This window comes from Variovorax ginsengisoli (assembly GCF_030486595.1).
GTDB classification, from domain to species: Bacteria; Pseudomonadota; Gammaproteobacteria; order Burkholderiales; family Burkholderiaceae_C; genus Variovorax; species Variovorax ginsengisoli_B.
The window spans coordinates 426,209-445,203 of record NZ_JAUJZH010000002.1 but is presented as its reverse complement, the minus strand read 5'-3'; the positions used below and the strand labels follow the sequence as shown (position 1 = coordinate 445,203).

The following is an 18,995-nucleotide window of genomic DNA, read 5'->3' as shown; positions in this document are numbered from 1 at the left end:
TAGAGTCGGCCCATGGGCCTCTCCCCCTCCCCGCCGCCCCCCTACGACCGCCGCCTCGTCGGCTGGCTCTCCCTCGGCCAGCTCGTGACCTGGGGCAGCGTCTTCTACACCTTCGCGCTCCTGATGGAGCCGGTCGAGCGCGAGCTCGGCCTGAGCCGGGCCCAATCCTCGCTGGCCTTCAGCCTCGCGCTGCTGGCGGAGGGGGTCATGGCCTGGCCCGTCGGCCGCTGGATCGACCGCGGACACGAGCGCGCCGTGATGACCGGCGGCTCGGTGCTGATCGCCGCCGGACTGCTGCTGAACAGCGTGGCGCACACCGCCGCCGGCTTCTACGCGGCCTGGCTGCTGCTCGGCGCGGCGCTCGCGGCCACGCTCTACACGCCGGCCTTCGCGGTCGTCACGCGCCGCTTCCCCAACGACTTCCGGCGCGCCATCATCACGCTCACCTTCCTTGGCGGGCTGGCCAGCACGGTCTTCATTCCGCTCGATGCCTGGCTGATCGCGCAGCTGGGCTGGCGCCATGCACTGTGGGTGCTGGCCGCGGTCCACCTGCTGCTGTGCGCGCCGCTGCACGCGCGCATCCTGCGTCATGCGCCGAAGCGCAGCATCGCCGTGCCGGCGGCGGGCGCCACGGCGGCGCGGCGTCCCGTCGGCCACTACCTGCGCAGCGCACCCTTCCTGCTCATCGGCGTCTTCACCGTGCTGCTGATGGCCGTGACCGCCGCGCTGCCGCCGCACATGGTGAGCCTGCTGCGCGGCGCCGGGCTGTCGGAGACCTGGGCCATCGCGGTGCCGGCCGCGATCGGCATCGTGCAGGTGTTCGGCCGCGCCCTGCTCTACTTCTTCGAGCACCACTTCGACCTGCATCTGGCGAACCGGCTGATTCCCTGCCTGATCCCGATCGGCCTGGCGACCCTGCTGGCCGGCGCCGGGCATCCGGCCGCGGCGCTCGCCTTCGTGCTGTTCTACGGCATGGGCAACGGCATGCTGACGATCGTCAAGGGCACCGCGATCGCGCAGTACGTGAACCGCGAGCACGTGGCGACGCTGAACGGCGCCCTCGGCCTGCCGAGTGCGATCGCCCGCGCCATCGCGCCGCTGATGCTGGGCCTGCTGTGGACGCCCGCGGGCGGCTATACGGCCGGCCTGTGGATCCTGCTGGCGGCCAGCCTGGTCGCCGTGCTGGCGCTGCTCGGCGCCCAGCGGCGGCGCGTCAGATGATCCCTCTGCCGGCCAGGTTGCGCATCAAGGCGCCGATGCCGAAGGTCCAGCGCGGTGCCTGGTCCGCATGCACCACTCGGTTGTGCAGCGCGCCGAGTTCGGGCGCCGAGATCGTCACCCGGTCGCCGACCACGTGCGTGAAGCCCTGGCCCGGCCCGTGCCGGTCCTGGGTCGGCGCGAACATGGTGCCCAGGAACAGCATCAAGCCATCCGGATAGGCGTGGTGCGGGCCGATCGCCTGCGACACCAGGTCGAGCGGGTCGCGGCTGATCTTCGAAAGCGAACTCGCGCCGTCGAGCGTGAAGCCCTCGGGCCCGACCACCCGCAGCGCCACCGTGACGCGGCGCACGTCGTCGATGCCGAAGTGCTCGTCGAACAGCCGGATGAAAGGCCCGATCGCGCACGACGCGTTGTTGTCCTTGGCCTTGCCGAGCAGCAGCGCGCTGCGGCCCTCGAAGTCGCGCAGGTTGACGTCGTTGCCCAGCGCCGCGCCGAGCGTCCGGCCGCGGCTGTCGACCGCCAGCACCACCTCGGGCTCGGGGTTGTTCCAGACCGAACCCGAATGGATCCCGACGTCGGCGCCGGTGCCGACCGCGGCCAGCACCGGGGCCTTGGTGAAGATCTCGGCGTCGGGCCCGATGCCGACCTCGAGGTACTGCGACCAGGCGCCCTGCGCGATCAGCACGTCCTTGACCTTGGCGGCCTGCGGCGAGCCGGGCACGATGCCCGCCAGGTTGTCGCCCAGCACGCCGCCGAGCGCGGCGCGGATCGATTCGGCCTTGGAGGCATCGCCGCGCGACTGCTCTTCGATCACACGCTCCAGCAGGCTGGCGATGAAGGTCACGCCGCTGGCCTTGACCGCCTGCAGGTCGCAGGGCGCGAGCAGCCACGGGTGCTGCGCGTCGCGCCGGGTCTCGTCGCTGTTGGCCAGCGCCTGCTCGAGCGACGCCACGCGCTGCGTGCGCTCGTCGCGCAGGGCCTCGCGCACCGCGCCGACCGGATCGTCGAGTTCCAGCAGCTGGCTTGCGGTGGCGGCGACCCGCGACAGGTCGTGCAGGCCGCCTTCGTGCACGGCGACCAGCACCGGGCCGATGTCGGGCTGCCAGAGGCGCCCGACCAGGGTGGCGCGCTCGGCATCGCGAGGCAGGGACTGGGCGGGCGAAAGCATCGAGGTCATGCGAAGGTCTCCAGGGAGCGGGCCGGCGATTTCGGCCTCTGCGCCCCGGATCGTACGGGACTCTCAGCGTCGCGGGGCGCTCGGCGTCTCGGCCCGCAGGCGGGCCACGCGCCCGGGCAGGTCCGCCCAGGCCGGTTCCTGCGGCGCGAAGCGGGCTCGCATGTAGCCGGCCAGCTCGGCGATCTGAGCATCGTCGAGCGCCTCGCGGAAGGCCGGCATGAAGCCGATGTCGCGCGCAGCCGGTTCGCGCACCCCGTCGAGGATGGTGCGCAGCAGGTTGTCGGGCCGCGCGCTCGTGAGGTTGCTGTTGAGCGCCAGCGGCGTGTTCACGCCCAGCAGCGTCGGCCCGTCGCCATCGTGGTGGCAGGCGGCGCAGGCGCTGTCGAACATGCGCTGCGCGGGCCCGAGCAGCCGGCCTTGCTGCGCCGCCGCCTCCGCCACCAGGCGCTGCGCCCGGGCCTCCGCCTCCGCCGGCGTGGTGGCGGTGTTGAAGGACGCCAGGTAGGTGGCCATGGCGCGGATGTCGGCGTCGGGCACCTGCGCCAGCTCGCGCACCACCTCGGCCATCGGACCGCCGGCGATGCCGTGCGCTTTCGCATGGCCGTGGCGCAGGTAGCCGTAGAGCGCGTCGGCGGTCCACGGCACGCCGGCGGTCGACAGCGCGGTCAGCGCCGGCGCCTCCCAGCCATCGATCATCGCGCCCGACAGCGAGGCGCTGCCGCCCCGCTCGGCGCCGAGCGCATTGCGCGGCGTGTGGCAGGCGCCGCAGTGGCCCAGGCCGTTGACCAGGTAGGCGCCACGGTTCCATTCGGCGCTCTGGGCCGTCACCGGCCGGTAGGGCGCGGGGTCGTGGAACAGCGCGTTCCAGCCGGCCATCAGCGGACGCAGGCCGAAGGGGAACTTGAGCGCCGCCGGCGGCGTCTCGGCGCGCACCGGCGGCAGCGACATGAAGTAGGCGTAGAGCGCCTGCAGGTCGTCGTCGCTGGTCTTGGCGAAGGCGGTGTACGGAAAGGCCGGGTACAGGTGATGGCCGTCGCGCGAGATGCCCTCGCGCATCGCCCGCTGGAAGGCCGTGAACGACCAGCGGCCGAGGCCGGTGTCGGCATCGGGCGTGAGGTTGGTGGTGTAGATGGTGCCGAAGGGCGTCTCCATCGCCCGGCCGCCCGCGTTGGGCGTGCCGCCCGGCGCCGTGTGGCAGACCGCGCAGTCGCCGAGCGCGGCCAGCCGGCGGCCGCGCTCGATCGTCGCCTCGCTGTAAGCCGGCGCACTGAAGCTGACCGGCGCGATCGCCGAGCGCCAGCCCGCGAGCCCCGCGACCACGCCGATGCCGCCGACGATGAGCGCGCCGGCGCCGGCCCACAGGCCGCGCCGCTTCGGCCATGGTGCGGAGGCCGGCAGCTGCCGCGGGGCCGCCGCGGGAGCGGTTTCGGGCCCGGCCGGCGCCGGCAGCGGATTGAGCGCCGCCCGCACCACTTCGGGCGTGAACGGCGGCGAGCGGAAGCGCACGCCGGTGGCATCGAAGATCGCGTTGGCGATCGCGGCGGTGCCCGGCACCGAGGACGATTCGCCGGCGCCCAGCGACGGCTCGCCGGGCCGCTGCAGGTGCATCACCTCGATCACCGGCACTTCGCGGAAGTTGATGATCGGGTAGCTGCCCCACTCGCGGCTGGCGACCACGCCCGAGGGCGGCCGGCCGGGCAGCAGCGCCGACCCGGGCGCGGCCTGCGGCGCGAAGCGCACCTGCTCCTTGAGCGCGCGGCTGGTCGTCTGGATCACGTTGCCGTGGATCTGGTGCTCGACACCGGCCGGGTTGACCATCAGCCCGGCGTCATGGCCGACCACCACGCGCCGCACATGCACCTCGCCGGTCTTGCGGTTGACCTCGACATCGGCCACCCAGGCCGACCAGGCGGCGCCGAAGCCCGGCCACTTGCTGTGTACGTAGCGCGCATACGCGAAGCCCTGGCCGAACAGCACGTCGCCGCCCGGGCCGAGGCCGTTGTCGGCGTTCTCCTGCGGGCCCGTGCGCATGCGCCAGCCGGCCTTCTGCGCGGTCTGGCGCACCAGCTCGGCGGCGCGCGGATCGTGCAGATGGCGCAGCCGGAAAGCCACCGGGTCGACACCCGCGGCGGTCGCGAGTTCGTCGACATAGGACTCGTGGGCGAACGAGCTCGGCAGCGCCGACACCCCGCGCAGCCACGAGGCGCGCACGATCGGCGCCATGTCGTTGACCTTCACCCGCAGGTTCGGATAGGTGTAGGGCGGCCGCGCGGTGCGGTCGCCCATCTCGAAGGCCTGCGCCACCGGCTCGACGGCCCGGGTCAGCAGCAAGGCCAGCGTCGGCGCGCCGTTCGACGGGTAGGAGGTCTCGAAGTCGTAGGCCGCGACGCCGCCCTCGGCATCGAGCCCGCCCTGGACGCGCATCAGCTGCGCGGCGCCCTTGGGCTCCCACAGGTGCTCCTGCTCGCGCGTGAGCTGCACCCGCACCGGGGCGCCGGCCGCGCGCGCCAGCAGGGCCGCGTCGGCCGCGACATCGTCGGCGCCGTTGCGGCCGTAGCAGCCGGCGGCCTCCATGCGCACCACGTCGACCGCGGTGTCGTCCAGGCCCATCAGCTTCGCCAGGTCGGCCCGCAGCACGTGCGGGTTCTGGGAACCGGCCCAGACGCGGAGTTCGGCCTCACCACCCGGCTGCCAATGCGCCAGCGCGCACGAAGGACCGATCGACGCATGCATCTGATAGGGCCAGACATAGGTGCGCGGCATCGGCTGCGCCGCCCCCGCCAGCCCGGCGTCGGCATCGCCTTCGTCGACCAGCAGGCGCTGCGTCGACGGATTGGCGCTGATCGCCCCTTCGAGGTCGTCCAGCGGCGGCAGGCCGGGCCAGGCCTTCCAGTGCACGCGCAGTTCGCGCAGCGCCTGTTCGGCGTGCTCCTCGCGCTCGGCGACGATGCCGACGAAATCGCGGATCACGACCACGGCACGGATGCCGGGAATGTGCGCGATCGAGGCCTCGTCGACCGACTCCAGCGTGTTGCCGATGTAGTCGCCATGGTCCGCCCCCGCATAGGGCGGCCGCACGACGCGGCCGTGCAGCATGCCGGGCAGGCGCATGTCGTGCACGAAGACGGTCTCGCCGGCCAGCTTGGCAGGGATATCGACGCGCGGCTGCGAACGGCCGACGATGCGGTAGTCGGCCGGGTCCTTCGGTTTCGACAACGTGTCCAGCTGCAGCACGCTGCGGCCGCCGGCCACCAGCTCGCCGATGCCGATGCCGAAGGCCGGGTCGTCGCGGTGCCGGACCCGGCCGTCGCGCAGGGTCAGCAGCGCGGGCTGCACGCCCAGTTGCTCCGCTGCCTGCGCGATCAGCCAGCCGCGCGCCTGTGCCGCCGCATGCCGCAGCGGGGCCGCGTGGATCTGGATCGAGGCGCTGGCGATCGTCGCCCCCTGGTTGGGCGCGCGCGCGGTGTCTCCGAGCACCATGCGGACCTGCGCCATCGGCAGGTCGAGCTCCTCGGCCACGATCTGCGACAGGGCGGTCTGGATGCCGGTGCCGAGGTCGACATGGCCGTTCAGCGCCGTGACGCTGCCGTCGTCCCAGACCGCAAGCAGCACCTCCGGCCCCTCGGCCGGATCGCCCGCCACTGCCGCCGGCTGGCCCGGCGACGGCGGCGGCGCCGGGGGCGTCTCGCGCACGACGACGAGAACGCCGTCGGCCTGGAGGAAATCGCTGCGCGTGCGGGGCAGGTCGGCGCGGCGCGTCACGTGCCGGCGCCTTCCGCGATCCGCAGCGCGGCACGCTGCACCGCGTCCAGGATCTCGACGTGGGTGCCGCAACGGCACAGGTTGCCCGACAGCTCGCTGCGGATGCGCGCCTCGCTCGGATTCGGCTCGCGCGCGAGCAGCGCCGCGGCCTGCATTACCATGCCGTTGAGGCAGTAGCCGCACTGCGCGGCCTGGGCGTCTTCGAAGCCCTGCTGCACGGGATGCCAGTGCTCACGGGTGCCGAGGCCTTCGAGCGTGGTGATCTCGCGGCCGGCCACGCCGTGCGCCGGAATCACGCAGGCCCGCGCCGCCGTGCCGTCGACCCACACGGTGCAGGCGCCGCACTGGCCGAGGCCGCAGCCGAACTTGGGCCCGTTGAGCCCCAGGTCGTTGCGCAGCACATGCAGCAGCGAGGCCTCATGCGACGCCCTGAGTTCGACGCTGCGTCCGTTGACCTTGAGTCCGAGCTCCGGCATCTTCCCGGGCGGCTCAGACGATGTCCGTGGACTGGATGCGCTTCACGCCCTTGGCCGCCATCTGCTTCCATGCCGCGGCCAGCGAGCCATTGAGGTCGATGGCGCGCGTCGCGTCCTCGATCACGTAGACCTCGAAGCCCGCCTTGCGTGCATCCATCGCGGTCCAGGCGACGCAGAAGTCGGTCGCCAGGCCGGTGACGAACACGGTCTTCACGCCCCGCGCCTTCAGGTAGCCGGCCAGCCCGGTGGCGGTCTTGTGGTCGGCCTCCTCGAAGGCCGAATAGCTGTCCATGTCCTTGTGGAAGCCCTTGCGGATGATGATCTGCGCGGTCGGCAGCTTCAGGTCCTTGTTGAGCGCGGCGTCGTCGGTGCCCTGCACGCAGTGGTCGGGCCACAGCACCTGCGAGCCGTAGCTGAGCTTGGTGCTCTCGAAGGGCTTCTTGCCGGCGTAGGTGCTGGCGAACGAGGCATGGCCGGGCGTGTGCCAGTCCTGCGTGACGACGATGTTCTGGAACGCATCGGCGAGCTTGTTGATGACCGGCACCACTTCGGCGCCGCCCTTCACCGGCAGCGTGCCGCCTTCGATGAAGCAGTTCTGCACGTCGACCACGATCAGCGCCGCATTGGCCGCCGGCTTGATCTTCGCGGCCGCGAACAGCGGCATCGAAATGCCAAGGCCACCGACAAGGCCGAAAGCGGCCGCGGATTTCAGGACGGTTCTGCGTTGCATGGTGTCGCTCCTCGGGTTGAACAAAGACTCAGACGCTCAGGTAGGCACGGCGGACTTCGTCGTTGGCCGCCAGTTCGGCCATCGACGCCTGGTAGCGGATCTGCCCCTTCTCGAGCACGTAGGCCCGGTCGGACACCAGCTCCGCGAAGTGCATGTTCTGCTCGGACAGCAGGATGCTCACGCCCTGCGCCTTCAGCTCCAGGATCATGTTCGCCATCTGCTCGACGATCACGGGCGCGACACCCTCCGAGGGCTCGTCGAGCAGCACCAGGTACGGGTTGCCCATCAGCGTGCGCGCCACGGTCAGCATCTGCTGCTCGCCGCCGCTCATGCGGCCGCCCGGGCGGTTCGGCATCTCGCCAAGGTTCGGGAACAGCTTGAACAGGCGCTCGGGCGTCCACAGCGGCGCGTCGGTGCCGTCGCTCCAGCGGCGTGCCGGCTGCCGCCCGACCTCGAGGTTCTCCATCACGCTGAGGTCGGTGAACACGCGCCGGTCCTCGGGCACGAAGCCCAGGCCCAGCCGGGCCGCCAGATGCGGCTCGCTCTTCGAGATGTCGTGGCCGAGGAAGCGCACCGCGCCGCGGCGCTTGGCCAGCATGCCGATCAGCGCCTTGAGCGTGGTCGACTTGCCGGCGCCGTTGCGGCCCATCAGCGCGACCACTTCGCCGCGCCGGACCTCGAGATCGACGTCGTAGAGGATCTGCGCGGCGCCATACCAGGCGCACAGGGCCTTGGCTTCGAGCAAGGTCTCGTGTGAACTCATGCGTGCTCCCCGACCGCCGCGTTCACCGCAGCGGCCTTCTGTGCAATCTTCTCGAAGGTCTTGCCGCTGCCGAAGTACACCTCCTGCACCTTCGGATGGTCGCGGATCTCGAGCGGCTTGCCCTGGGCGATCAGGCGCCCGCGGGCCAGCACGATCATGCGGTCGGCGTAGGCGAACACGACGTCCATGCTGTGTTCCGTGAACAGCACCGCCATGCCGCGGTCGATCACGAGCTGCTTGGTCAGGGCCATCAGCGAGTTGCGCTCCTTGGGTGCCATGCCCGCGGTGGGTTCGTCCATGAGCAGCAGCTTCGGGCTGTTGGCCATCGCGATCGCGAGCTCGACCCGCTTGACGTCGCCGTAGGCCAGCACGCTGCAGGGCCGGTCGGCTTGCGACTTCATGCCGACCTGGTCGAGCAGCGCCAGCGCCTCGTCGCGCTTGTGGTCCGAGGCGCGGCGCCAGGTCGAGAACAGCTTGTGGTCGTGCGACAGCAGCGCCATCTGCACGTTCTCGACCACGGTGAGCGAGGCGAAGGTCTCGGCGATCTGGAAGGTGCGTCCCACGCCCAGGCGCCAGATCTCGCGCGGCTTGCGCCCCACCAGTTCCTGGCCGTCGAGCAGGATCGATCCGCGGTCGGCGTTGAGCTGGCCGTTGACCATGTTGAAGGTGGTCGACTTGCCCGCGCCGTTGGGGCCGATGAGTGCCAGCAGTTCGCCGGCCGCGAGCTCGAAGCTGATGCCGTCGACCGCCTTGACGCCGCCGAAGGACTTGCCGAGTTCGTTGACTTTGAGGAGGCTCATGCCTTCACCTCTTCCAGTTCGACCGCTTCGGCCTTGTGCCGGCGGCGATCGAAGAGCTGCTTGGCGAAGCCCGCGATGCCCTGCGGGAACAGCAGCACCAGCAGCAGGATGATGCCGCCCAGCATCGCGCGCCAGTAGTCGGTGTTGCGCGCCACGGTGTCGTGCAGCCAGGTGAAGGTGACCGCGCCGACCACCGGGCCGGCCAGTGTCTGGATGCCGCCGAGCAGCACCATCACCAGCCCGTCGACCGACTTGCCGACGCTCAGCGATTCAGGCGAGATGCTGCCCTTGGAGAAGGCATAGAGCGCCCCCGCCAGGCCCGCCGCGGTGCCGGCGATCACGAAGGCGGCCCACTGCATGCGCTTGACGTCGATGCCGATCGCATCGGCACGCAGCTGCGAATCGCGGCCGGCGCGCAGCGCATAGCCGAAGGGCGAGAACAGCACGCGGCGCAGCCACCACACGCCCAGCCCGACCAGCGCCAGCGTGACCCAGTAGTAGGTCCGCTTGTCGGCCAGCCACTCGGAAGGCCAGACACCCGTGAGGCCGTTGCTGCCGCCGGTGAAGCTGTCCCACTGGTAGGTGATGGCCCAGGTGATCTGGGCGAAGGCCAAGGTGAGCATCGCGAGATAGACCCCGGACAGCCGCACCGCGAACCAGCCATAGACGAAGGCGCCCGCCGCGGCCACCAGCGGCGCGACGACCAGCGCCAGTTCCATCGGCATCCCGCTGGCGCGCACCAGCAGCGCGGCGCCGTAGGCACCGAGCCCGAAATAGGCCGCGTGGCCGAAGGAGTGCATGCCGGCCGGGCCCATGATGAAGTGCAGGCTGGCAGCGAACAGGGCGGCGATCAGCAGGTCGATCAGCAGCACGGTGGTGTAGGGCGAGCCGGCCGTGAGCAGGGGCATCGCGACCAGCGCCAGGCCGAACAGCGCGACTGCGATCACGTAGGCGCGGCTGGGCCGCCGCAGAGGCTCTTCCTGCATGCCGACGTAGCGGCTCGGCGCCTGCGGCTTGCCGAACAGGCCCCAGGGGCGCCAGACCAGCACCACGGCCATGACCAGGAAGTCGACCACCAGCGTGAGCTTGGAGAACGAGACCGGGATGCCGAACACGTCGACCACGCCGAGCCAGATGCAGATCGCCTTGATCTCGGCGATCAGCAGCGCGGCGGCGTAGGCGCCGGGGATCGAGCCCATGCCGCCGACCACCACCACCACGAAGGCCGCGCCGATGGTGTTGAGGTCCATCTCGAGCGTGGCGGGCTCGCGCGGCAGCTGCAGCGCGCCGCCCAGGCCCGCGAGCAGCGCGCCGAGCGCGAACACCGCGGTGAACAGCCAGGCCTGGTTGACGCCCAGCGCGCTGACCATCTCACGGTCTTGCGTGGCGGCGCGCACCAGGGTGCCGAAGCGGGTGCGGGTCAGCAGCAGCCAGACCAGGCCGAGCACCACCGGACCGACCACGATCAGGAACAGGTCGTAGGAAGGAAACTGCCGCCCGAGGATCATGACCGAACCGGCGAGGCCCGGCGCGCGCGGCCCCAGCAGTTCGTCGGGGCCCCAGAGCCACAGCACCGCGTCCTTGATGACCAGCACGAGCGCGAAGGTGGCCAGCAGTTGAAAGAGCTCGGGCGCCTTGTAGATGCGCCGCAGCAGTACCACCTCGATCAGCGCACCCAGCACGCCGACCGCGAGTGCCGCCATCACCAGCGCCGGCCAGAAGCCGAAGCCGGTGCCCAGCCGGTCGACCAGCGTGTAGGCGACGTAGATGCCGACCATGAAGAACGAGCCATGGGCGAAGTTCACGATGCGCGTGACGCCGAAGATCAGCGACAGCCCGGCCGCCACGAGGAACAGCGAGGACGCGCTCGCCAGCCCGTTGAGCAGCTGGACGATGAAACCTGAAAAGCTCATGACCCGTTCGTTCCTGGCTCAGTCGGCGGCGCGCGACTTCTTGATCTCGGCGGCGCTCGGCTGGTACTTGGCGTCGGCGCCGTCGAGATACACGTAGTCGACCATCACGCCCTTGCCGCCCTCGTTCTTGGTGCGGCCCACGAAGGCGCCCATGGTCGACTGGTTGTCCTCGGGGCGGTAGGTGATCTTGCCGAAGGGCGTGTCGACCTGCAGGCCCTTGAAGGCCGCGACCACCTTCTCGGTGTCGGTGCTCTTGGCCTTCGCGATGCCCGCCGCGGCCGACTTGATCATGCTGTAGCCGACCACCGAGCCCAGGCGCGGATAGTCCTTGAACTTGGCCTGGTAGGCCTGCTCGAATTTCTTGTGATCGGCCGTCGTGATGCCGTACCACGGGTAGCCGGTGACGATCCAGCCGTTGGGCGCCTCGTCCTTGAGCGGGTCCATGTATTCGGGCTCGCCGGTGAGCACGCTCACCACCTCGCGGTCCTTGAACAGGCCGCGGGTGTTGCCCTCGCGCACGAACTTCGACAGGTCGGCACCAAAGAGCACGTTGAAGATCGCGTCGGGCTTGGCATCGGACAGCGCCTGCACCACGCTGCCGGCGTCGACCTTGCCGAGCGGCGTGGCCTGCTCGGCGACGAACTCGACATCGGGCTGGGCTGCCTTCAGCAGCGTCTTGAAGGCCGCCACGGCCGACTGGCCGTATTCGTAGTTGGGGTACACCACCGCCCAGCGCTTCTTCTTGAGCTTGGCCGCCTCGGGCACCAGCATCGCGGCCTGCATGTAGGTGCCGGGACGCAGGCGCACGGTGTAGGCGTTGCCGCCCTGCCAGGTGAGCTTGTCGGTCAGCGGCTCGCCGGCCAGGAAGAAGAACTTCTTCTGCTTGGCGAAGTCGGCCACCGCCATGCCGGTGTTCGACAGGAAGGTGCCGGCCAGGATGTCGACCTTCTCGCGCGAGACCAGTTCTTCGGCCACGCGCACCGCGTCGCCCGGGTTGGCGTTGTCGTCGCGGCTGATCAGTTCGATCTTCTTGCCGTTGACGCCGCCGGCCGCATTGATCTCGTCGACCGCCAGCTCCATCCCCTTCTTGTAGGGCTCGAGGAAGGCGGGCTGCGCCTTGTAGCTGTTGATCTCGCCGATCTTGATGACGCCCTGCGCATGCGCCGGAGCGAGTGCGGTGGCGAGCGTGGCGACGGCGGCCGCGGTGAAGGCTAGGCGCATGGGATTCATCGGGAACTCCTTGGGATCGAACAGAAAGAAAATTTTGCGGCAATCAGGCCGGCGCCGGGCCGCCCCAAGGCGGCCTGCGGCCCCCTCGGGGGGCAGCGACACACGAAGTGAGGAGCGTGGGGGTCACATTCATCACCGGAGGCCGTCTTCGCCCTTGATCTCGGACACTTGCAGGCCGCCGATCCGCGGCAGCGGGCGGCCGCTGTCGGTGACCGCCACCGCGACCACGATCTCGTTGGCGCGCGGCGCATCGGACACCCGGGCCTCGATGGCGTCGAAATGGCTGCGCACGAAGGCCGCGTCCTTGTGGCCCAGCGGCACGTCGATGGCGGTGCCGAGCGTGCCGCGCTTCTTGCTCGACGGCACCAGCGCGGCACCCTTCTCGACCGCCACCCGCAGCGGCGCGCCGAGCTTCGGATGGAGGATGGCCGCGGCATGCTCGAGCTCGCCCGCTTCGCCGACGATCGCCGCCTTGCCATAGCTATGGGCCTGGCCGGGCGCGATGCCGAGCGCGGCCACGGCCTTCTGGCCCAGCAGCGCGCCGAGTTCCTCGCCGATCGCGATCAGCTCGTCGAGCGATTCGCTGTAGCGGCCGGCGTAGGGGTTGTCGATCACGGCGATGGCGACCGCGCGGCGCGTCGGCGGGTCGATCGCCTGGCCCATTTCCTTGCGGGTTTCGTCGACCTGGACGACGAGCTTGCGGATATTTGCACTCATGGTTGGTTCCTTGTCTCTGTCGGGTTCAGCGGAGGCCGTCCCACTTGGAAATGTTCTCGGCCCGCAGACCGCCAACGCGATCATGCACGCGGTAGCCGGTGCTCATCGCGAGGATGAAGACGATCTCGTCGGCCGCCGGCGCACCCGGCACGCGGACCTCGATGGCATCGAACTGGCCGCGCACGTAGCTGGCGTTGATGTTGGTCAGCGGCACGTCGAGCGCGGCGCCGGGCGGGCCGACCTTCTTGGTCGACGGCACGATCGACAGCGCGTTGCCGGGCTGGCCGGTCTTCTCTTCGGCCTGGCCCTTGCGGTAGGCCTCGCGGTCGCCTTTCCAGCCCAGCAGCTCGCGCATTGCATAGCCGCCGGGCACATGCCACAGCGCGCCGTGCTCGAGTTCGCCGGCGGCGCCGACGATGGCGCCCTTGCCGTAGGTGGCGATCTGCTCGACCGGCACGTCCATGGCGCCGCGCAGGCGGTGCGCCATGTCGACGCCGACCGGGTCGAGCAGCGCCATCATCGGCAGGATGTCGGGTTCGTAGCGGCCCGCGAAGGGATTGGTCAGCACCGCGCCGATGGCGCCCCGCACCAGCGGCGTCGCGGCGCGCGGTCCGAACTCGTGGTGGATGTGCTCGACATGGGTGAAGACGCGGCGGATATCGATCATGAAAAGGTGTCCTGCTTTTCGTTAAGCAAATACTGAACCAACTGCATCGGCAGCGATGCTGCCCTCGCTCTGCGGCAGCCGCTCCGCAAACCCGGAGCTTAAGGGCTGGACGACCCGCCACTGCCCCTGGCAGACCAGCACCGCGGAGGCCACGAGCCCGAGACGCTGCAGCGCCTTGGCGCGCTCGGCGCCCGCATCCAGTGCACGATGCACTTTCGAGGGCGCCAGCGTGCCGACGTCGACCGTCACCGGGATGTCGCCGAGGTCGCTGTCGTCCTTGCATTCGTTCGCCGGCCGGCGCTGGATGCCGGCATCGTCGACGTCGACCGCATTGGCGATCACGGTGGCCGCGGCGTCGGCCTGGGCCGCGGTTGCGGCCAGCACCGTCACGCTGTCGGCGATGCCGAGCGAGAAGCTGCGGCCGCGCCAGCCGCTGGTGGCGACGCCGCGCACCGGATCTTCTGCGCGCAGTTCGAACTGGCCGTCGGTGGTGATGAGGCCCGGCGCGCGCGGGTCGAAGCGCGCGATGTCGGCGAACAAGCCGATGCGCGCGCTCTGGCCAGTCGCCAGGTGCAGGGCGATGTCGCCGCCGTTGTTGATCCAGGCGCGCTCGATGCCCGGCCGGTGGTAGCAGGGGATCAGCTCCTGCGCCACCGCACCGGCGACCGCGGCCATCGGCGTGATGAAGCCGGCGCGAAACGGCGCGCAAGCCTCCCACATGCGGCGCGCCACCGGGCCGCGCAGCGGACAGTCGCCCTCGGCCACCGGCTGGCGCAGCAGGGGCAGCTCGGCCACCAGCTCGTCGAGCAGCGCGGCGAAGCGCCGCCAGACATGCTCGTGCGCCACCGCGACCTCGACCGCATCGCCGTGGGCTTCGGCGATGATGTCGATCGGCCCGTGGTTCAGATGCCAGCGGCCTGCATCGAGCGCGGTGCGTTGTGCGGGCATGAAATTCAACCCAGCATCGGCGGCTGGCCCAGCGGCCAGGGATTGGCCGCATCCATGCGCAGCCACCGGCGCGCCAGCGGGGCGCCGTCGTCCTGCCAGGCACCGCGGGCCAGGGCCTGTTCGAGCGAGAACACATGCTCCATGTGGCCGCCCAGAGCGGCATAGTCGTCGCGCCGCATGCTGAACTCGATGGGCGCGACGATCGCCGGGGTCGGCACGGTGCCGAAGCTGTTGTCGGGCATCCGCAGCACGTCGGCCATCACCGTGATGCCGCCGCCGGGCCACACGTAGGCCGGCGCGCCGCCGCAGGTCACGTTGACCAGCGCCCGCTTGATGGCCCGCGTGAGCAGCACCGGGTTCTCGGTCACGCCGGCGCGCAGGGACCCGCCGGCGCCGCCGAGGAACAGCACCGTGCACAGCGAGGGTTCGCAGTTCTCGCCGATGCGCTCGACGATGCGGCGCACCTCGGCCGGCATCGGCTGCTCGACAGGCTGCAATTGCTCGTCGAGCACATACCACTGCGCGTGCTCGCCGGTGGTGGAGGTCATCAGCAGGCGCAGGCCCGGCCGGGCCACGCCCTCCTCCCAGCCCTCGATGATCGACAGCGGATCGTCGATGTCGGTGCCGCCCCAGCCATTGCCCGGATTCGCGACCTGGAAATAGCGCCCCGGCGTCGACTTGCGCCCGCGCATCTGGATGCCCGACGGCGCCATGTCGAGGCAGCGCCCGGCCTGATGCTCGGTCAGCACGCCCGTGATGTGGTCGTCGACCACCACCACCTCGTCGGCGTGGCCGAACAGCTGGCGCGCGAAGATGCCGACCGCGGCCGAGCCGCAGCCCACGCGCATGCGCTGCTCTTCGACGCCATTGACGATCGGCGCCTTGCCGGCCTGGATCACCATGCTGGCGCCGCCGTCGATCACGCATTCGACCGCCTTCTTGTTGCCCAGCAGCTGCATCAGCTCGCAGGTCATGCGGCCTTCCTTCTTGCTGCCGCCCGTGAGGTGGTGCACGCCACCCAGCGACAGCATCTGCGAGCCGTATTCGGCCGTGGTGACGTGGCCAACCACCTCGCCCTTGTAGCGGACGTTGGCCTGCTCGGCGCCGAGGAAGCGGTCGGTGTCGATCTTCACCTTGAAGCTGCAATAGCTGAAGATGCCTTCGGTGACGACCGTGACCATGTCGACGCCCTGCGCCTTCGAGGCGACGATGAACGGCGCCGGCTTGTAGTCGGGATAAGTGGTGGAGGAGCCCACGCCGGTCACGAAGACCTCGTCGGCATGCAGGAGATCGCCGTCCCAGTCGGCATCGGCCACCGGCACTTCGGCTTGCCCGCCCCCATCGACCTCGTTGCCGATGCGCGCGAACGGCACCAGCGCCGGCGATTCGCTCGCCAGTTCGCGCCGCAACAGCACCACCGGGTCGACCCGCACCAGCACGCCGGCGCGGTTGGCGTAGCGGTCGCAGGCGCCGGTGCGGCCGTCGGAGATCTGGCACAGCACCGGGCAGGCGTTGCACTCGACCTTGCTGGTGCTCATGCGCTCGTTGCGCAGCGGCGCGCGGCCCAGGGCTTCGGGCACCACCGGCATGTCCATGCCGGGCAATCCATCTGTCTTGGTGTGTTCGGTCATCGCGGGGGTCTCGTGGCAGTCTGGGGAGGGAAGGCGAGCGGAGGTGCAACATCTGTGCCGGCCGCCCGCTGGCACCTTCTCTTGTGCTGGAACTGACGTTTGTGTAGCATTCCCTACACTTTCATGTGGTGAACGCTACATTTATTGATCCAATGTAGCAAGCGGGCCCGATGCTTGCATTGGGGTTTTCGCGGGCATCGCCGACAATTGGTGCATCCCTTGTTCGTTCATAACCATTCCTGACCCTTATGAGTGCATTCAGCGAAGAACGCGTGCTCAGCGTCCACCACTGGACCGACCGGCTGTTCACCTTCACCACCACCCGCGATCCGGCCCTGCGTTTCTCCAACGGCCACTTCACGATGATCGGCCTGAAGGTCAACAACAAGCCGCTGCTGCGGGCCTACAGCATCGTCAGCCCGAACTACGAGGAGCACCTGGAGTTCCTCAGCATCAAGGTGGAAGAAGGCCCGCTGACCTCCCGGCTGCAGCACATCCAGGTCGGCGACACGGTCATCGTGGGCCGCAAGCCCACCGGCACCCTGCTGATCGACTACACGCTGCCGGGCAAGCGGCTCTACCTGTTCGGCACCGGCACCGGCCTGGCGCCGTTCATGAGCATCATCCGCGACCCCGAGACCTACGAGAAGTACGAGCAGGTCGTCCTGGTGCACGGCGTGCGCCAGGTCGACGAGCTGGCCTACCACGACCTGGTCACCGACCATCTGCCCAAGCACGAGATCCTCGGCGAGATGATCGAGAAGCAGTTGCTCTACTACCCGACCGTGACGCGCGAGGAGTTCCGCAACATGGGCCGGATCACCGAGCTGATCGAAAGCAACAAGCTCACCGACGACCTCGGCCTGCCGCCGCTCAATGCCGCCGAAGACCGCGTCATGCTGTGCGGCAGCCCGGGCCTGCTGGTCGACCTCAAGCACATCCTCGAGGCCCGCGGCTTCAAGGAAGGCAATACCTCGACGCCGGGCGACTACGTGGTCGAGCGCGCCTTTGCCGAAAAGTAGAGCGAAGCCGCAGATGCCCGAGGCCAAGGCAGCCGCGCGCAAGAGCGCGCCCAAGCCCGCGACGCGCCGCACCGGCGTGCGCGAGGCCGCGGCGCAAGCCACCCGCGAGAGCATCCTGCGCGCGGCCACCAAGGTGTTCGCGAAGTACGGCTACGACGGCGGCAGCGTCGAGAAGATCTCGAAGGCCGCCAAGTCGTACGACCGCATGATCTACTACTACTTCGGAAGCAAGGAAGGCCTGTTCATCGCGGTGCTCGAAGGCATCTACCGGCGCATGGACGACGCCGAGGCCGCGATCGACCTCGATGCCTCGCGGCCGGTGGAGTCGCTCACCGCGGTGATCCGCTTCGTGCTCGGCTACTACCGCAAGAACCCCGAGTTCGTCACGCTCCTGAACACCGAGAACCTGCACAAGGGCCGGCACATCGCCAAGTCGCTGCGGGCGCGCGAATACTCGTCGCGGGCCATCTCGATCATCAGCGAGATCGTCGCCGCGGGCGTCCAGCAGGGGCTGTTCCGCGACGAAGTGGCACCGCGCGACCTGTACCTGCTGATCGCCTCGACCGGCTATTTCTACACGTCGAACCGGCACACGCTGACCGCGTTCCTCGGCGAGCCCCTGGAGACGCCGGAGGCGGTCGCGCATTGGGAAGACTTCGTGATCGAGACCGTGCTGCGCACCGTCGATGCCGGAGCTTCCGAGGAAGAATCCACTCACGAGGAAAAGAAATGGCAGAAGTCGCAACCGGCGCCAAGTCGGGCAAGGTCGTCATCCGGAACATAGGCCTGCTGCTGTCGGGCGACATCGACAAGCCCATCCTGGACGCCGACACCATCGTCGTCGTCGACGGGCTGATCGTCGCGGTCGGCAAGGAGAAGGACTGCGACCTCGAAGGCGCGAAGACCGTCATCGACTGCAAGAAGACCTGCGTCGCGCCGGGCCTGATTGACAGCCATGTGCATCCGGTGTTCGGCGACTGGACGCCGCGCCAGGGCCAGATCGGCTGGATCGACTCCACCATGAACGGCGGCGTCACGACCATGATCTCGGCCGGCGAGGTTCACCTGCCCGGGCGGCCCAAGGACATCGTCGGCCTGAAGGCGCTGGCCATCACCGCGCAGCGCGCCTTCGACAACTTCCGCCCCGGCGGCGTCAAGGTGCTGGCCGGCGCGCCGGTGATCGAGAAGGGCATGGTCGAGAGCGACTTCAAGGAACTGGCCGAGGCCGGCGTGGGCCTGCTCGGCGAAGTGGGCCTGGGCTCGGTCAAGGCCGGCTACGAGGCCAAGGAAATGGTCGCCTGGGCCCGCAAGTACGGCATCCAGAGCACCATCCACACGGGCGGCCCGTCGATCCCGGGCTCGGGCCTGATCGACAAGGACGTGGTGCTCGAAGCCGACGCCGACATCATCGGCCACATCAATGGCGGCCATACCTCGCTGCCCGAGGCGCACGTGTGCGAGCTGTGCGAGAAGTCGTCGCGGGCGATCGAGATCGTGCACAACGGCAACGAGCGCGTCGCCATCGCAGCCGCCAAGGCGGCGCTCGACCTCAAGTGCCCGCACCGCGTGATCCTCGGCACCGATGGGCCGGCCGGCTCGGGCGTGCAGCCGCTGGGCATCCTGCGCATGGTGGCGATGCTCTCGTCGATCGCCAACATCCCGGCCGAGCTGGTGTTCTGCTTCGCGACCGGCAACACGGCGCGCATCCGCAAGCTCAACTGCGGGCTGGTCGAGGTCGGCCGCGACGCCGACTTCGTCTTCATGGACCGGGCCCAGCACTCGCCCGCCCCCGGCCTGCTCGAGAGCGTGCAGCTGGGCGACATCCCGGGCGTCGGGATGGTCATGATCGACGGCATCGTGCGCTGCGGACGCAGCCGCAACACGCCGCCGGCGACGGAGATTCCGGTGGTGGTGTCAGGCGGGCATTGAACGGCGCGC

Annotated in this window: 16 protein-coding genes; 4 read left to right on the top strand and 12 right to left on the bottom strand. The window is 69.8% G+C overall.

The genetic code is table 11. From position 1 onward, the window contains the following. Positions 1-12: 12 nt before the first annotated feature. Positions 13-1,221 carry an MFS transporter gene (locus QZH52_RS04635; protein ID WP_286535180.1) on the top strand — a complete coding sequence of 403 codons (1,209 nt, stop codon included), beginning with the start codon at positions 13-15 and terminating at the stop codon, positions 1,219-1,221. Here the strand turns inward: QZH52_RS04635 and QZH52_RS04630 are convergent. The 12 genes from QZH52_RS04630 to QZH52_RS04575 all read right to left on the bottom strand — a co-directional run bounded on the left by QZH52_RS04630 (position 1,214) and on the right by QZH52_RS04575 (position 16,035). Next, complete coding sequence (locus QZH52_RS04630; protein WP_286535181.1) at positions 1,214-2,398, bottom strand: fumarylacetoacetate hydrolase family protein; 1,185 nt, start codon at positions 2,396-2,398, stop codon at positions 1,214-1,216. The two genes, QZH52_RS04635 and QZH52_RS04630, sit on opposite strands and share 8 nt — an antisense overlap. A 63-nt stretch (positions 2,399-2,461) precedes the next feature. After that, positions 2,462-6,160 (bottom strand): molybdopterin cofactor-binding domain-containing protein, encoded by a 3,699-nt coding sequence (locus QZH52_RS04625; protein ID WP_301804562.1) that lies wholly within the window; start codon positions 6,158-6,160, stop codon positions 2,462-2,464. Then, the gene (locus tag QZH52_RS04620) at positions 6,157-6,636 is read right to left on the bottom strand and encodes a (2Fe-2S)-binding protein (RefSeq protein WP_301804558.1); all 480 of its coding nucleotides are present in this window, start codon (positions 6,634-6,636) and stop codon (positions 6,157-6,159) included. The genes QZH52_RS04625 and QZH52_RS04620 overlap by 4 nt, the downstream gene beginning before the upstream one ends. 13 nt (positions 6,637-6,649) lie before the next feature. After that, entirely contained in the window at positions 6,650-7,366 is a 717-nt protein-coding gene (gene pncA, locus QZH52_RS04615; protein ID WP_301804555.1) for a bifunctional nicotinamidase/pyrazinamidase, read from the bottom strand. 28 nt (positions 7,367-7,394) lie between these two features. Continuing rightward, complete coding sequence (locus QZH52_RS04610; protein ID WP_286521712.1) at positions 7,395-8,129, bottom strand: ABC transporter ATP-binding protein; 735 nt, start codon at positions 8,127-8,129, stop codon at positions 7,395-7,397. Then, positions 8,126-8,929 (bottom strand): ABC transporter ATP-binding protein, encoded by an 804-nt coding sequence (locus tag QZH52_RS04605; protein WP_301804551.1) that lies wholly within the window; start codon positions 8,927-8,929, stop codon positions 8,126-8,128. Before QZH52_RS04605 ends, QZH52_RS04610 begins: the two co-directional genes overlap by 4 nt. Then, positions 8,926-10,842: an ABC transporter permease gene (locus tag QZH52_RS04600; RefSeq protein ID WP_301804550.1), complete on the bottom strand. Its 1,917-nt coding sequence runs from the start codon at positions 10,840-10,842 to the stop codon at positions 8,926-8,928. Before QZH52_RS04600 ends, QZH52_RS04605 begins: the two co-directional genes overlap by 4 nt. An 18-nt stretch (positions 10,843-10,860) precedes the next feature. Further along, positions 10,861-12,072 (bottom strand): ABC transporter substrate-binding protein, encoded by a 1,212-nt coding sequence (locus tag QZH52_RS04595; protein WP_301804547.1) that lies wholly within the window; start codon positions 12,070-12,072, stop codon positions 10,861-10,863. A gap of 132 nt (positions 12,073-12,204) precedes the next feature. Next, positions 12,205-12,789: an amino acid synthesis family protein gene (locus tag QZH52_RS04590; RefSeq protein WP_301804544.1), complete on the bottom strand. Its 585-nt coding sequence runs from the start codon at positions 12,787-12,789 to the stop codon at positions 12,205-12,207. Between the two features lie 25 nt (positions 12,790-12,814). Beyond that, positions 12,815-13,456 (bottom strand): amino acid synthesis family protein, encoded by a 642-nt coding sequence (locus tag QZH52_RS04585; protein WP_301804541.1) that lies wholly within the window; start codon positions 13,454-13,456, stop codon positions 12,815-12,817. A 21-nt stretch (positions 13,457-13,477) separates the two neighbouring features. Next, positions 13,478-14,404 carry a UPF0280 family protein gene (locus tag QZH52_RS04580; protein WP_301804539.1) on the bottom strand — a complete coding sequence of 309 codons (927 nt, stop codon included), beginning with the start codon at positions 14,402-14,404 and terminating at the stop codon, positions 13,478-13,480. Positions 14,405-14,409: 5 nt separating this feature from the next. Further along, entirely contained in the window at positions 14,410-16,035 is a 1,626-nt protein-coding gene (locus QZH52_RS04575) for a 6-hydroxynicotinate reductase (protein ID WP_301804535.1), read from the bottom strand. A 248-nt stretch (positions 16,036-16,283) separates the two neighbouring features. Here QZH52_RS04575 and QZH52_RS04570 point away from each other — a divergent pair, with 248 nt between their 5' ends. The 3 genes from QZH52_RS04570 to QZH52_RS04560 are packed head-to-tail and all read left to right on the top strand — an operon-like array spanning position 16,284 to position 18,986. Further along, the gene (locus QZH52_RS04570) at positions 16,284-17,057 is read left to right on the top strand and encodes a ferredoxin--NADP reductase (RefSeq protein ID WP_286521705.1); all 774 of its coding nucleotides are present in this window, start codon (positions 16,284-16,286) and stop codon (positions 17,055-17,057) included. A 13-nt stretch (positions 17,058-17,070) separates the two neighbouring features. Beyond that, positions 17,071-17,841 carry a TetR/AcrR family transcriptional regulator gene (locus QZH52_RS04565; protein ID WP_301804531.1) on the top strand — a complete coding sequence of 257 codons (771 nt, stop codon included), beginning with the start codon at positions 17,071-17,073 and terminating at the stop codon, positions 17,839-17,841. After that, positions 17,787-18,986, top strand: a complete 1,200-nt coding sequence (locus QZH52_RS04560) for an amidohydrolase family protein (RefSeq protein ID WP_301804529.1) — start codon at positions 17,787-17,789, stop codon at positions 18,984-18,986. The genes QZH52_RS04565 and QZH52_RS04560 overlap by 55 nt, the downstream gene beginning before the upstream one ends. Positions 18,987-18,995: the final 9 nt, after the last annotated feature.